The following is a 15,767-nucleotide window of genomic DNA, read 5'->3' as shown; positions in this document are numbered from 1 at the left end:
CATACAAATTATTTATAAAACCAAAACTATTAACCATAAATTATAAAAAATGAATAACGTTCGAAACTGGTCCCTTACTGTAGCTGTTGCGGGATTTTTATTTGGCTTTGATACCGTTGTAATATCTGGCGCCAATTTACCCATCAAAGAATTATGGCACACCACTCCATTATTTCACGGAATTTTTATCATGTCAATGGCTTTATGGGGAACCGTATTAGGCTCATTATTAGGAGGAATTCCATGTGATAAATGGGGTCGAAAGAAAACATTATTCTGGATTGGGATTCTATTTTTAGTATCGGCATTAGGTTCGGCATTTGCACAAGATCCTTACACGTTTTCATTTTTCCGTTTCATTGGCGGTATTGGTGTTGGAGCCTCATCCGTGGCAGCTCCTATTTACATTTCAGAAATTTCCACTCCACAAAACAGAGGTAAATTAGGAACCTTATTTCAATTTAATATTGTATTCGGTATCTTGATTGCTTTCTTTTCTAATTATTTATTCGAAGGTGTTGGAGGAGAAAATGACTGGCGCTGGATGATTGGTATTGTTGCGCTTCCTGCATTTATTTACAGTATAATCGTTTTACAAATTCCGGACAGTCCACGTTGGTTAATCTTGAAAAAAAGAGATGACGCAGCAGGGATAAAAGTCCTTGAAATGATTTACAGTAAAGAAGAGGCTTTAGAAAGTTTTCATGAAATCAAAAAAGATTTAAATGAGACTTCTGTAAAAGAATCTATCTTTTCAAAAAAATACAAACTGCCTATCATTTTAGCTTTTTTACTGGCTTTTTTCAATCAACTATCAGGAATTAATTTTATTCTGTACTATGCCCCAGAAATATTGGAAATGGCAGGATTAGGTTCAAAGGAATCCTTGATGAACTCCATCTTAATTGGAGTAACAAATTTAATTTTTACCATTGCCGGAATGCGATTAATAGATGTTTTAGGACGAAAACAACTTATGATTATAGGCTCTTTAGGTTACATTATAAGTTTAGGCATGGTTGCTCTTGCCTTTTACAATAATCTGGGTCCTATCATTTTGATGTCATCAATCATGTTATTTATAGCTTCTCATGCTATTGGACAGGGTGCTGTAATTTGGGTATTCATTTCAGAAATATTTCCAAATAATGTTAGAGCTAACGGACAATCTTTTGGGACAGGAATTCACTGGATTTTTGCTGCATTAATTACTTTGGCCGGACCAGTAGTCATTGACTTATTCAAAATAAATCCTTGGCCAATCTTTGCATTTTTTGCTTTTATGATGGTCTTACAATTGGTTTTTGTATTGTTTATGATGCCCGAAACCAAAGGTTTATCGTTAGAAGAATTAGAACACAAAATGGTTAATAATGAATAATTTCAAAGAAAAACTCAGCATCGTTTGTTTTGGAGAAGTATTATTTGATGTTTTTCCAACACACAGAAAAATTGGCGGCGCACCATTGAATGTCGCATTACGACTAGCATCACTTGGAGTGAATACGCATATAATCAGCCGAATTGGCAAAGATGCAATAGGCCAAGAATTAGTAGACTATGTTCGGGCAAATGGCGTGGATACTACTTCGATTCAAGTTGATGAAATTTTTCACACTGGAGAAGTAATTGTAAAATTAAATGAAAAGGGTTCTGCTTCATACACCATAAATTACCCGGTTGCTTGGGATAAAATTGTTTGTATTCCGGAAGACGAAATCATGGTCAAAAAAGCGGACGCACTTGTTTTTGGGAGTCTTGTATGTAGAGATTCCGTCTCACAAAGTTCACTTTTAGAAATAATAAACTATGCAAAATACGCTGTTTTCGATGTTAATTTGCGTGCTCCTTTTTACACCAAGGAAATCCTGATTAATTTAATGATGCAGTCTGATTTTATAAAATTCAATGATGATGAATTGTATGAAATAAGTGCTTTTATGAATTCCCCCTATCATTCATTGGAACAAAACATACTTTTTATTGCTGAACAAACAAACACAAAACACATTTGTGTAACCAAAGGAAGTCATGGCGCAGTTTTGTATTATAATGGAAAAATGTATTACAATAGTGGCTATAAAATTGATGTTGTTGATACTGTAGGCTCAGGAGATTCCTTTTTAGCTGGATTAATTTCTAAACTATTAAATAATGTGAATCCCCAAGAAGCGATTGATTTTGCTTGTGCTTTAGGCGCGATTGTAGCAAAAAACGAAGGCGCAAATCCAAAAATTTCCAGTAAAGAAATCAATGCTTTTATGAGTCCAATATAAAATCAACAAATCACACAGTGCTGGCATCAAAATACTTACAAACAAATACAGTAAAAAAACTATTAACACAAACAGCTATGAAACCTATTCTCTCATTATGCTTGTTTTCTGCTCTTACACTATTTTCTGCTGAGAGCACATCAGCTCAAAACAAGTTTGTAAAAACAAGTCAAAAAAATGATGCAAAATGGTGGAAAGAAGCTGTTGTGTACCAAGTATATCCCAGAAGCTTCAAAGACAGTGACGGCGATGGAGTTGGAGATTTAAAAGGAATCATTTCAAAATTAGATTATATAAAAAGCCTAGGAATCGATGCGGTTTGGCTTAATCCGATTTATACCTCTCCAAATGATGATAATGGGTATGACATCAGTGACTATAGACAAATCATGACAGATTTTGGGACTATGGAAGACTTTGATCTTTTGCTAAAAGGGATGCATGAACGCGGGATCAAACTCATCATGGATTTAGTGGTAAATCATAGCAGCGATGAGCACGAATGGTTCAAACAATCCAGAAATTCAAGAGACAATAAATACCGCGATTACTACCATTGGTGGCCAGCCGAAAAAGGAAAACCACCTTACCGATGGAGTTTTTTTGATGTGAATAGCGATGCCTGGAAATATGACGCACAAACTGACGCCTATTATTTGCATTATTTTTCCCAAAAGCAGCCCGATTTAAATTGGGAAAATCCAAAGCTAAGACAAGAAATATATGAAATGATGCGTTTTTGGTTAGACAAAGGGATTGATGGTTTTAGAATGGATGCTTTTCAGTTTGCTTCAAAAGATACTACATGGCCAGAATTACCAAAAGGATATGAGAAAAACATCATAAAATACTACGGAGTTGGCCCGCATCTACATGATTATTTACAGGAAATGAACCGCGAAGTTTTTAGTAAATATGATATTATGACCGTTGCCGAAGGTGCCGGAAGTACTCCAGAAGATGCAATGCTGTTTGTAGATCCTGACCGAAAAGAATTAAACATGGCCTATCATTTTGAAAGCGTTGACATTGGTAAGCACATCAATGACTTTGGTCTTGTTAAATACAAAGATATTTTTTCAAGGTATGATGAAACCTTTAAAGATAAAGGTTGGCTTTCGATTTTCCTGGCCAATCACGACCAACCCAGAATGGTAAGTAAATTTGGCAATGACACTCCTGAATTCAGAGAAATCTCTTCAAAGATGCTTTCTACATTTGTAATGACCATGCGCGGAACTCCCTATTATTATTATGGTGACGAATTAGGAATGACTAACATTCGCTTTGATTCTATAGAAGATTATCACGATGTGGATACCCGAAATAAATACATTGGATTAAAAAATAAAGGAGGCGATTTGAAAGCTTTTTTAGAAGGCCAAAAACAAACTTCAAGGGAAAATGGAAGAACACCTTTTCAATGGGATACAACTAAAAATGCAGGATTTACAACCGGAAAACCTTGGTTGAAAGTAAACCCAAATTATACGATAATAAATGCCGAAGCACAGGAAAAAGACCCAAATTCAACCTTAAACTATTTTAGAACATTAGTACAATTACGCAAAAAGGAACCTGCTTTTGTATATGGAAAATATACTCTGCTAGACAGAGAAAACCCTAATGTATTTGCATATATTAGAGAGTTAGAAGGTAAAAAAATATTGGTTTTATTGAATTTTTCCGAGAAAAAATCTGCTTTTAGCATAGGGGTTTCTACTAGTAAATCTAAAATTATTTTAGACAATTATACGGGGACTAAAAATTTTAAAAAGAATGTTTTACGTCCATTTGAAGCGGTAATAATTGAACTCAAATAAAAATTAAACACTTCAAAACTGCGTATAATTAACAAACTGTTTTTTGAAAATTGATTTACAACAAATAAATTGTAAATTCGTTTTCAAGAAGCAGTTTTTTTTGGCTTTTACAAATAGAGTATTGAACTATGAATAATCCCACTCTCAAAGAAATTGCCGCACAATTAGGGATTTCTATAACAACTGTTTCAAAGTCATTAAAAGGATACTCAGACGTAAGTGAAAAAACAAAAAAAGCGGTAATTGAACTTGCTCAAAAACTGCATTATACTCCAAACAGTTTTGCTGTAAACCTTAGAACAAAAGAATCAAAGACCATAGGATTGATAATCCCTACGCTTGTTCATGATTTTTTTTCAAATGTGATTAAAGGAATTCTTGAAGAGGCTGAGAAGAGGGATTACTTGGTTATTATTTTACAATCCAATGAAAAATTAGAGTTTGAAAAAAAACAAATCGATCTACTATTAAATAAAAGAGTTGACGGAATTTTAATGTCCTTGTCCAATGAAACTGGGGATTTTGAACATTTAAAATCGATTATTTCTCACAATACCCCACTGGTACTTTTTGATAAAATTGCCAAACTTGTTAAATGCTCAAAAGTAACTATTAATGATAAAAAAGCGGCTTATGATGCTGTTAGCTTTCTTATAAAAAAAGGGTACAAAAAAATAGCTCATTTTAGAGGTTCTTATTTACCCCAAAATGCTATTGATCGTTTTTTAGGATATAAAAAAGCACTCGAAGACAACGGTATTCCTTATGATTCTTCTCTTGTTTTTGTATGTGACAACAACACGGATTTTGAAGACGGTTATGAAAATGCTAAAAAAGTGATTGATGAACATCCTGAAATAGATGCAATTTTTGCCGTTACTGACTTAGTCGCCATTGGAATCATTAAATACTTCAATGAAACAGGGATTTCCATTCCGCAACGAATTGCAGTTTTAGGTTTCAGCAATTGGTTTATGTCAAGCGTTATATCACCAAAACTTTCAACAATCGACCAACCCGGTTTTGAAATTGGAAGAAAGTCTGCGTCGATTTTATTTGATGAAATCAATCTAAAAAAGAATAATTTACCAGTTCTTTTTCAGTCAATTGAATTAGAAACTAACATAATTGAAAGAGAATCTACATAAAAAAATTGAATCCTTCAATAAACAACCAACCCATGTTTATCTAATTTAACGAATCAATATTAATTTGTTTATTTTGATAAAAAAACTAGAAATAAGATAAAAATTAATATCTTGGTAAAGAATATTTTAAGTTAGAGTCAGTTTTTATAGGCATAAACTAAACACATGGAGACTTAAAATAAAGTCATTTCTAAAAATATTTTCCTAAAATTAAATACGTAGAAATTCGATTCATGAAAGATATTACTCTTAAAGAAATTGCAACAAAACTGGGAATTTCAATAACCACTGTTTCAAAAGCGCTGAAAAACTATCCGGATGTTAGTGAAAAAACTAAGAATGCGGTAATTGAACTTGCTCAAAAACTACATTATACCCCTAATAGTTTTGCTGTAAATTTAAGAACAAAAGAATCAAAAACCATTGGTTTAATTATCCCTGAAGTAGTACATCACTTTTTTTCAAATGTGGTAAATGCCATTATTAATGAAGCCGAAAAAAATGGATATCTCGTTATCATTTTACAGTCTAATGAAACGTTGGCTTTAGAAAAAAAACAAGTAGAACTCCTTATAAACAAGAGAGTAGATGGCATTATTATGTCACTATCTAATGAATCCAACAATGACGATCACATTAAAGAAATAATGAATAGAAATATTCCTTTTGTGATGTTTGACAAGATTGCCAAGCTTTCTAAATGCTCAAAAGTGGTAATTGACGACCAAAAAGCAGCCTTTAATGCGGTCCAACACTTAATTGATAATGGCTGCAAGAAAATCGCACATATTCGTGGCCCATTGAATCCTCAAAACGCGATAGACCGATACATCGGTTACAAAAAAGCGTTAGAAAAAAACAATATTCCTTTTGACAATAAATTAGTCTATACTTGTGAAACCGTAACTTTTGAAGAAGGGAGAGATTTTGCAAAGCAAATTATTAATGAGCATCCTGACATCGATGGTATTTTTGCAATTACAGATTTGGTTGCAGTAGGTACACTAGCCTATTTCAATGAAAATAAAATCAATGTACCTGAACAAGTAGCCGTAATTGGGTTTAGTAATTGGTTTATGTCACAAGTATTGACACCAAAATTAAGCACTGTCAATCAGCCGAGTCATGAAATGGGAATTGAATCTTTTAACTTATTGCTGGAAGAAATGAATTGTCATAAAGAAGGAATTCCTTTTACGCCAAGAACTGTTGAATTAGAAACTAACGTTATCGTTAGAGAATCTTCTATAAAATTCAAACAAATTGAATTGTAAGATACTGTTATTCTAAAAAATCAATATTTCTTTTTATTCCTTGAAACTTAGCTCTTTTTAGTGGCGAATTTTTAAATACAGCTTTAAATGTTTCTTCGGTAATTTCAATCCAATCCTTTTTTGACATGGAAAGTAATTCTGGATTTGGGTTAAATAGAGGTTCATTATGTGCTTTTGAAAACTTATTCCAAGGACAAACATCCTGACAAACATCACATCCAAAAGCCCAATCAGCAAACTTTCCTTTCATTTCTTGAGGAATATTATCTTTTAATTCAATCGTGAAATAAGAGATACACTTGCTGCCATCAACTACATAAGGCGCAACTATGGCCTCGGTAGGACAAGCGTCAATACAAGCGGTACAAGTGCCACAATGATCGGTTGTAGGATTGTCATACTCTAAATCTAAATCGATAATGAGTTCTGCAATAAAGTAAAAAGAGCCTACTTTTTGCGTCAATAAATTACTGTTTTTGCCTATCCAGCCTAAACCACTTTTGGCAGCCCAAGCTTTATCGAGTACTGGAGCAGAGTCTACAAAGGCACGACCGGAAACTTCTCCTAATGTTGATTGAATAGAAAATAAAAATTCTTTTAATTTTTCTTTAATTACAAAATGATAATCCTGCCCGTACGCATATTTTGAAATTTTATAAGAATCTGGATTTTGAAGTTGCTCAGGGTAATAATTAAGCAGCAAGGAAACTACACTTTTAGCATCATCAACCAGCAAAGTTGGATTTAGACGCTTGTCAAAATGGTTTTCCATATAGGACATTTGACCATTTCTGTTGTTCTTTAACCAGTTTTCTAAACGTGGTGCTTCTTGTTCTAAAAAGCCGGCTTTGGATATTCCACAAGATAAAAAGCCGAGACGCTGTGCTTCGGATTTGATAAATTGCGTATATGTAGCCTTGTGGTTGATGCTTATAAAAATAGAAGTTAATAAATGGATTCCCTAGCCCTGATAGCAGCGGCATCACCCGATTTAGAAAAACAAGGCTTTTTTAGCCGTAGTTTTTGTTAATCGGGAATATAGCGGATAGCAGGAAATAGCTCCTAAAAAATTAGAATAAACCTCCTTGAATGTTTGTATTTAATTTCCCTAAATGCTTGTAGGCTTTGTCCGTAACTTCCCTACCCCGCGGTGTTCGCATGATAAATCCTTCCTGAATCAGAAACGGCTCATAGACTTCCTCGATTGTTTCGCTGCTTTCGGATACGGCTGTCGCCAAAGTAGTTAAACCAACCGGTCCACCTTTGAATTTATCGATAATTGTGGTTAAAATTTTATTGTCCATTTCATCTAAGCCATGCGCATCAACATTAAGCGCTTTTAAGGCGTAACGTGCAATTTCTATATCAATTGTACCATTTCCTTTTATCTGTGCAAAATCACGCACTCGGCGCAACAGTGCGTTAGCAATACGAGGTGTTCCCCTGCTTCTACCTGCAATTTCAATGGCAGCCTCCATTGATATAGGCATTTTAAATATCGTAGCACTTCTTTCCACAATTGTGGTTAATAGCTCAGTTGTATAATATTGTAAACGGGAAGATATTCCAAAACGAGCTCTCATAGGAGCCGTCAATAAACCGGAACGCGTGGTGGCTCCAATCAATGTGAATGGGTTTAAATTGATTTGGACAGTTCTTGCATTTGGCCCTGATTCAATCATGATGTCAATTTTGAAATCCTCCATAGCAGAGTACAAATATTCTTCCACTATAGGGCTCAAACGATGAATTTCATCAATAAACAAAACATCTCTTTCTTCAAGATTAGTCAATAAACCAGCTAAATCCCCTGGCTTGTCTAAAACCGGACCAGATGTAATTTTGATTCCTACTTGAAGTTCATTAGCTAGAATATTAGCTAAAGTAGTTTTTCCTAAACCCGGTGGGCCATGAAACAGCGTGTGATCAAGCGCTTCATTTCGTTGGTTTGCAGCTTGCACAAAAACTTTTAGATTTTCTAATATTTGGTCTTGTCCTGCAAAATCATCAAAAGAAAGCGGTCTTAATTTTTTTTCAAGATCAAGTTCTTCGGAATTGTAACTGTTTGATGTTGGGTCTAAATTTTCATTCATGTAACAAAGATAGCAAAGCAATTTTGAATTATAAATTTTAAATTTTAAATGCTAAAAATTAAAAAGGTATCTGAACAAAAAGTACGACAAGAGAAACAAGAATAATAAACGCCACAAAAAAAGCCTCTACTTTCGCAGAGGCTTTTCTTTATATTTTAGTGATGTAAAACTTCTTCACCTTCTTTCATTGGAACGTTTTGAGGTACAAAATCCACATCGTGTGCTGGATTACTGTAGTCATAAGGCCAACGATATACGTGAGGGATTTCACCTGGCCAGTTACCGTGCATGTGTTCAACTGGTGCTGTCCATTCTAATGTATTCGATTTCCAAGGATTCATTACAGATTTTTTACCGTAGAAGATACTAACGAAAAAGTTATATAAGAAAACCAATTGAAAAACTCCACCAATTAATGCAAATGTTGTGATTAAAACGTTTACGTTTTGTAAATCATCAAATAATGGGAAGTTTGTGTTTGTATAGTAACGTCTTGGTAAACCAGCTAATCCGATAAAGTGCATTGGGAAGAAAACTCCATAAGCACAGATTGCAGTTACCCAAAAGTGTACATATCCAAGGTTCTTGTTTAACATTCTTCCGAACATTCTTGGGAACCAGTGGTAAATACCAGCAAACATTCCGTAAAGAGCAGAAATACCCATTACTAAGTGAAAGTGAGCTACAACAAAGTACGTATCATGAACATTAATATCAAGCGTACTGTCTCCAAGAATAATTCCCGTCAAACCACCTGTAATAAATGTAGAAACTAAACCAATTGAAAACAACATAGCAGGATTCAACTGTAAGTTACCTTTCCAAAGTGTTGTGATGTAATTAAACGCTTTTACAGCTGAAGGAATAGCAATCAATAATGTCGTAAACGTAAATACAGATCCTAAAAATGGATTCATACCTGAGATAAACATGTGGTGACCCCAAACAATTGTTGATAAGAAAGCAATTGCCAAAATTGACATAATCATCGCTCTGTAACCAAAAATTGGTTTACGTGAATTTGTTGCAATAACTTCCGAAGTAATACCCAAAGCAGGTAATAAAACGATATAAACTTCAGGGTGTCCTAAGAACCAAAACAAGTGCTCGAACAATACTGGTGAACCACCTTGATAATGCAATACTTCTCCAGCAATATAAATATCAGATAAGAAGAATGAAGTTCCAAAACTTCTATCGAAAATCAACAATAAAGCTGCAGATAAAAGAACAGGAAAAGAAACGATACCAATAATTGCTGTTACAAAGAAAGCCCAAATTGTAAGAGGCAATCTAGTCATAGTCATACCTTTGGTTCTTAAATTAATTACCGTTACAACGTAATTCAAAGAACCCATCAATGAAGATGCAATAAAGATAGCCATAGAAACCAACCATAAGGTCATCCCTAAACCTGAACCTGGGATAGCTTGTGGCAATGCGCTCAAAGGAGGATAAATTGTCCATCCTGAAGATGCTGGTCCTGCTTCAACAAAAAGTGAGCTAACCATGATTATACTAGACAAGAAGAACAACCAGTATGATATCATATTCATAAAACCTGATGCCATATCTCGTGCACCAATCTGAAGCGGTATCAATAAGTTACTAAAAGTACCACTTAAAGCGGCGGTTAATACAAAGAATACCATAATAGTTCCGTGTATAGTAACCAATGCCAAATAAATATCATTTGTCATTACTCCGTTTGGAGCAAATTTATCACCAAGTAAAATATTGAAAATTTTAAATGATTCTTCTGGCCATGCTAACTGCATTCTAAATAGCATAGACATTCCTACTCCAATAATTCCCATGATGATACCAGTAATTAGGTATTGTTTGGCAATCATTTTATGGTCAATACTAAAAATATATTTAGTAATAAAAGTGTCTTTATGGTGATGTTCGTGTTCGTGATCTATTGCGTGATCGTGACCTTCTGCTGACATATATGTTTACTTTAAATTTTTCTTATTAATTATTTCATGGTTACGGCAACCGCTGCAGTATCTTTTGCTTTTGTAGAATCTGTACCAGCTGCTCCATCAGTAGCAGCAGGTTCAGCCATTGCAGCTTTTACTTCACTTACAATTGTAGCTTTATCTTTCAACCATGCTTTATAGTCTTCCGGTGTGTCTACAATAATTTTCATTTGCATGTTATAATGTGATGCTCCACAAATTTTATTACAAAGCAATAAGTAATCAAATGTGTAAGGATCTAAAGCAGTTTCACCTTTAGCAACTAACTCTATACTTTTCTTAGATCTTAAAGCATTTATATTAGCTACTTTTTCTACCATAAATGGCAATTCTCTATACTCTGCAGTAGTGTATATTGGCTCAAAAGCAAATTGTGTAACCATACCAGGAACACAGTTCATCTGTGCTCTAAAGTGAGGCATGTATGCTGAGTGCAAAACATCTTGAGAACGCATTTTGAAAAGAATTTTTTTACCTTTAGGGATATGCAATTCTGTTACAACAATATCATCTTGTGCATATGGATCAGCTAAATCGACACCTACAGCATTTGCACCTTCAATAAATCTAACATTTGCTTTCCCTAATACATTATCTTGACCTGAATATCTAGCTTTCCAGTTGAACTGTTGTGCATACAATTCAATAACTATTGTATCCTCATCTTCATCAACAAACATAATATTTGTCCAAGCGAAAAGACCATAAAGAATCAATCCTGCTAAAACTACAGCTGGAATAACACTCCAAATAGCTTCTAACTTATTATTATCAGCAAAATAAAGTGCTTTTTGATCTTTTTTTCCTCTGTATTTGAAAGCAAAATAATGCAACAATACTTGAGTAATAGCCTGAACTATAAAAATAAGAACCCATGTAATATTCATTAAATTATCTACTTCACCACCATGTGCAGAAGCTGGCGTATGAAGAACAAGAGGTCCCCATTTAAACAATCCGTAAATTGAAAAAATATAAATGAAAGCCAAGAAACCAAACATCAAATAACCTTGAACGTTATTATCGTTATCTGTAGCTATTTCTGAACTATCTGAATTAGATCCAACTTGCGTCAGGTCGAATATTTTAGTCAATTGCCATAAAGCAACAGCTAATAAAACTAAAACTATGATTACCAACAAACTTGTCATCTGTTTTTTTCTTTAAATATTAATAATGAAAATGTTTACTTTCTTCTATGAAAGGATTTCTTTTTGCCAACAAAGGAGCTTTAGTTAACGCTGTGAAAACAACATAAATAAATAATCCTAAGAAGAAAAGAACGGATGCTATTTCAGGTATACCAATAAACCATCTGTCTCCTACAGTTCCCGGCATAATCATATTAAAGAAATCAATATAATGACCTGCTAGTATTACAATTCCTGCCATAACTAGTACCCAAGTAATTCTCTTGAAATCTGTATTAATTAATATTAATAAAGGGAATAAAAAATTCATCACTACAGCACCAAAGAATGGAAGATTATACAATTCAATTCTAGTGATAAAATATGTTACCTCTTCAGGAATATTTGCATACCATATCAACATGAATTGTGAGAACCATAAATATGTCCAGAATACACTTAATCCAAACATGAATTTTGCTAAATCGTGTATATGACTTGTATTTACATGCTCTAAATATCCTCTAGATTTTAGGTATAAAGTAACTAAAGCAATTGTAGTAATTCCACTAACAAAGAAGCTAGCAAATACATACCATCCAAATAATGTACTGAACCAATGCGGGTCAATAGACATTATCCAATCCCAAGACATTATAGATTCTGATACTATAAAGAAAACTAAAAACATTGCTGATATGTTGAAGTTTTTCTTGTAAAATGAGTTGTCATTTGATTCATCTTGAGCCAAACAGTTTTTTCTTGAAAAATATTGGTATAAACTCCAACCTGTCAAAAATATAGCCGCTCTAATGATCCAAAAAGGAAAGTTTAAATAACCTGTTTTATTAGCGATTAGTTTATCATGAGCTACAACTTCAGGGTCTAACCATATAAAAATATGATTAAAATGTAATCCACATAATATTAAAATAACAAAAAAGATAACAGAACCAACCGGTAAATAAGATGTTATACCCTGCATAACTCTAAATAATACTGGAGACCATCCAGCCTGAGCTACTTGTTGAATTGCATAAAAAACTAAAACTCCAAGAGAAACAAGCATAAAGAAAATACAAGCAACATATAAAGCAGACCAAGGTTTGTTTTGCAGTTGGTGTAACACATGATTCAAATGCTCAGTATGTTCTGCTTCTTCACTAACATCGTGACCTTCTTTTTTAACAGCTGCTTCAGCGTGAACTGGTTCAGCATGTGCTTCTTCAGAAACTTTAGTTGTATCACCTGTTGGAGCAACAGCTTCGTGAGATTCCTCGATTTTTTTCTCTTCGTTAGCTTCACTATGGGTAGCAGCAGCTTCATGGGAAGGTTCAGCAGCAGCAGCCCCTTCATGTTTAGCTTCACCATGACCACCATGACTTTCGGCCGCAAGAAGCTTTTCAACTTCTTGAATATCTTTAGGTGCAGTTAAAAAACCATATCCAATTCCTAAAAGACCTACAGCCATTAAGATGAAAGAAAAAGTTTTTAATTTACTTGAAAATGTATACATATCTATTACGATCAGTTTGTTCAACAATTATAATTCGCTTTTTAGTTTTAGAACATAGTCAGTAACTAACCAACGTTCATGGGCACTCAATTGGTTAGCATGCGAACCCATTGAATTTAAACCATAAGTTATAACATGAAAAATACTTCCTTCAGTGATAACTCTATCTTTATAACTAGGAACACCCAGAAATTTTTCTCTTTCTACAAGCTTTCCTTTTCCGTTACCAGAAGCACCATGGCAACTGATACAATATATTTCAAAAAGCTCTTTTCCTTTATCAGAGTCTCTGCTTAAAGAATCCAACGGAGATTTAAGATTTGCTTTTGCTAACTCATATCCTGCAGTAGAATTTTCATATTCAAAAGGTTCAAACCCTCTGTTAATAGTTCCTGCAGCTGGAAGTTGACCTTCTTTACCGTCTTTAAATGCATTTGATTCAGAATAAGTTTCATACCCTACTGATTCATACATATTTGGAAAATACTGATAGTTTGGTTCCGCATTATTATGGCAAGATGAAACTAAAATAGTTATGCCAAATAAAAGTGTTATTTTATATACGCTTTTCATATCTATAATTAATGCTTTTCTATTACTTTAACTTCTACAGCTCCCGTGCTTTGGAAAAAAGAAACTAATTCTTCTTCATTGTCATTTACAGCAACTTCCATTAAAAAATGGTCATCTGTAGTTCTTACATCCGGATTTTCTGCTTCTTTGAAAGGCCATAATTTACTTCTCATGTAAAAAGTAATAACCATTAAGTGAGCAGCAAAAAATACAGTAAGTTCAAACATGATTGGAACAAAAGCCGGCATGTTTTCAATATAACTAAAACTTGGTTTTCCACCAATATCTTGTGGCCAATCCTGAATCATGATATAATTCATCATAGCTGTTGCTACCGAGATTCCAACACATCCATAAAGAAAAGCACAAATAGCTAATCTTGTAGGTGCAATTCCCATAGCTTTATCCAAACCGTGAACCGGGAATGGAGTAAAAACTTCTTCAATATGATGATGAGCTGCTCTGGTTTTTTTAACCGCATCCATCAATATATCATCGTCATTATAAATGGCGTATATTACTTTATTACTCATGGTGTGAATCTTTATTTGCTTCTCTTTCTCTTTTGTAATTATCTCCAGTTCCTTTCAAAATTGTTTTTACCTCTGCTTGTGCAATTACAGGGAATGTTCTTGAATACAATAAGAACAATACAAAGAAGAAACCTATCGTTCCAATGAAAATTCCAATATCAACAAATGTAGGTGAAAACATTGTCCAAGAAGATGGTAAATAATCTCTGTGTAACGAAGTTACGATAATTACAAATCTCTCAAACCACATTCCAATATTTACAACTATCGAAATTATAAACGAGAACATGATACTTGTTCTTAATTTTTTGAACCACATAAATTGTGGAGAAAAAACATTACAAGTCATCATTGACCAATATGCCCACCAGTAAGGTCCGGTAGCTCTATTCAAGAAAGCATATTGCTCATATTCTACACCAGAATACCATGCAACAAATAGTTCCGTTATATAGGCAACCCCAACAATAGAACCTGTAATCATGATAACGATATTCATCAACTCAATGTGTTGAATCGTAATGTAAGCTTCTAAATTAGATACTTTTCTCATAATGATAAGCAAAGTATTTACCATTGCAAATCCTGAGAAAACCGCTCCAGCAACAAAGTACGGAGGGAAAATTGTAGTATGCCATCCAGGTATAACGGATGTAGCAAAGTCCATCGATACAATAGTATGCACTGAAAGTACAAGTGGAGTAGCTAATCCTGCAAGTACCAAAGATACTTCTTCAAAACGTTGCCAGTCTTTTGCTCTACCGCTCCATCCAAAACTTAATATAGAATACACTCTTTTATTAAAAGGAGTAATAGCTCTATCACGTAACATAGCAAAATCAGGTAATAAACCAGTCCACCAGAATACTAATGAAACCGAAAGATACGTTGAAATTGCAAATACGTCCCAAAGTAATGGCGAGTTAAAGTTTACCCAAAGAGAACCAAATTGATTCGGAATTGGTAAAACCCAATACGCTAACCATGGACGCCCCATGTGAATGATTGGAAATAAACCTGCTTGAATTACAGAGAAAATTGTCATTGCTTCTGCAGAACGGTTAATCGCCATTCTCCAACGTTGACGGAAAAGTAATAATACCGCCGAAATAAGTGTTCCTGCGTGACCAATACCAACCCACCAAACAAAGTTCGTGATATCCCAAGCCCATCCTACAGTTTTATTTAATCCCCATGTTCCAATACCTGTAGATACGGTGTAAATTATACAGCCAAGTCCCCAAAGGAAGGCTATTAATGCGATTGAAAATACAATCCACCAATGTTTGTTTGCTTTACCTTCAACAGGCGCAGCTACATCTACAGTTACATCGTGATAAGATTTATCACCTATAACTAAGGGTTTTCTAATGGTTGCTTCGTAGTGAGACGACATAATCCTTTATATTGATTCTT

Annotated in this window: 13 protein-coding genes; 5 read left to right on the top strand and 8 right to left on the bottom strand. The window is 34.1% G+C overall.

Annotated elements, in window-relative coordinates; all coding sequences use genetic code 11:
* The first annotated feature begins 49 nt into the window (after positions 1 to 49).
* The 5 genes from CLV00_RS06120 to CLV00_RS06100 all read left to right on the top strand — a co-directional run bounded on the left by CLV00_RS06120 (position 50) and on the right by CLV00_RS06100 (position 6,521).
* Positions 50 to 1,381, top strand: coding sequence for a sugar porter family MFS transporter (locus CLV00_RS06120; RefSeq protein WP_099714299.1), 1,332 nt, complete (start codon positions 50 to 52; stop codon positions 1,379 to 1,381).
* Positions 1,374 to 2,276: a carbohydrate kinase gene (locus CLV00_RS06115; RefSeq protein WP_099714298.1), complete on the top strand. Its 903-nt coding sequence runs from the start codon at positions 1,374 to 1,376 to the stop codon at positions 2,274 to 2,276. Before CLV00_RS06120 ends, CLV00_RS06115 begins: the two co-directional genes overlap by 8 nt.
* 77 nt (positions 2,277 to 2,353) lie before the next feature.
* The gene (locus CLV00_RS06110) at positions 2,354 to 4,099 is read left to right on the top strand and encodes an alpha-glucosidase (protein WP_099716254.1); all 1,746 of its coding nucleotides are present in this window, start codon (positions 2,354 to 2,356) and stop codon (positions 4,097 to 4,099) included.
* A 128-nt stretch (positions 4,100 to 4,227) separates the two neighbouring features.
* On the top strand, positions 4,228 to 5,247 hold the full coding sequence (locus CLV00_RS06105) for a LacI family DNA-binding transcriptional regulator (protein ID WP_099714297.1): 1,020 nt from the start codon (positions 4,228 to 4,230) through the stop codon (positions 5,245 to 5,247).
* Between the two features lie 233 nt (positions 5,248 to 5,480).
* Entirely contained in the window at positions 5,481 to 6,521 is a 1,041-nt protein-coding gene (locus CLV00_RS06100) for a LacI family DNA-binding transcriptional regulator (protein ID WP_099714296.1), read from the top strand.
* Between the two features lie 7 nt (positions 6,522 to 6,528).
* On the opposite strand, the gene queG is transcribed toward CLV00_RS06100, so the two are convergent.
* The 8 genes from queG to nrfD form a co-directional block, all read right to left on the bottom strand.
* Positions 6,529 to 7,449 (bottom strand): tRNA epoxyqueuosine(34) reductase QueG, encoded by a 921-nt coding sequence (gene queG / locus CLV00_RS06095; RefSeq protein ID WP_099714295.1) that lies wholly within the window; start codon positions 7,447 to 7,449, stop codon positions 6,529 to 6,531.
* A gap of 142 nt (positions 7,450 to 7,591) precedes the next feature.
* Positions 7,592 to 8,614: a Holliday junction branch migration DNA helicase RuvB gene (gene ruvB, locus CLV00_RS06090; RefSeq protein WP_099714294.1), complete on the bottom strand. Its 1,023-nt coding sequence runs from the start codon at positions 8,612 to 8,614 to the stop codon at positions 7,592 to 7,594.
* 155 nt (positions 8,615 to 8,769) lie between these two features.
* Positions 8,770 to 10,566 (bottom strand): cbb3-type cytochrome c oxidase subunit I, encoded by a 1,797-nt coding sequence (locus CLV00_RS06085; RefSeq protein ID WP_099714293.1) that lies wholly within the window; start codon positions 10,564 to 10,566, stop codon positions 8,770 to 8,772.
* A 29-nt stretch (positions 10,567 to 10,595) separates the two neighbouring features.
* Entirely contained in the window at positions 10,596 to 11,750 is a 1,155-nt protein-coding gene (locus tag CLV00_RS06080) for a cytochrome c oxidase subunit II (protein ID WP_099714292.1), read from the bottom strand.
* Between the two features lie 19 nt (positions 11,751 to 11,769).
* Positions 11,770 to 13,245, bottom strand: a complete 1,476-nt coding sequence (locus tag CLV00_RS06075; protein WP_099714291.1) for a quinol:cytochrome C oxidoreductase — start codon at positions 13,243 to 13,245, stop codon at positions 11,770 to 11,772.
* A 27-nt stretch (positions 13,246 to 13,272) separates the two neighbouring features.
* Positions 13,273 to 13,818, bottom strand: a complete 546-nt coding sequence (locus CLV00_RS06070; protein WP_099714290.1) for a cytochrome c — start codon at positions 13,816 to 13,818, stop codon at positions 13,273 to 13,275.
* An 8-nt stretch (positions 13,819 to 13,826) separates the two neighbouring features.
* On the bottom strand, positions 13,827 to 14,351 hold the full coding sequence (locus CLV00_RS06065) for a DUF3341 domain-containing protein (RefSeq protein WP_099714289.1): 525 nt from the start codon (positions 14,349 to 14,351) through the stop codon (positions 13,827 to 13,829).
* Positions 14,344 to 15,747: an NrfD/PsrC family molybdoenzyme membrane anchor subunit gene (gene nrfD, locus CLV00_RS06060; protein ID WP_099714288.1), complete on the bottom strand. Its 1,404-nt coding sequence runs from the start codon at positions 15,745 to 15,747 to the stop codon at positions 14,344 to 14,346. Before nrfD ends, CLV00_RS06065 begins: the two co-directional genes overlap by 8 nt.
* Positions 15,748 to 15,767: the final 20 nt, after the last annotated feature.

It is taken from the genome of Flavobacterium sp. 11 (genome assembly GCF_002754315.1).
GTDB classification, from domain to species: domain Bacteria; phylum Bacteroidota; class Bacteroidia; order Flavobacteriales; family Flavobacteriaceae; genus Flavobacterium; species Flavobacterium algoritolerans.
Note: the sequence above shows the minus strand (reverse complement) of the source record. Positions and strands in the feature narration are given on the sequence as shown.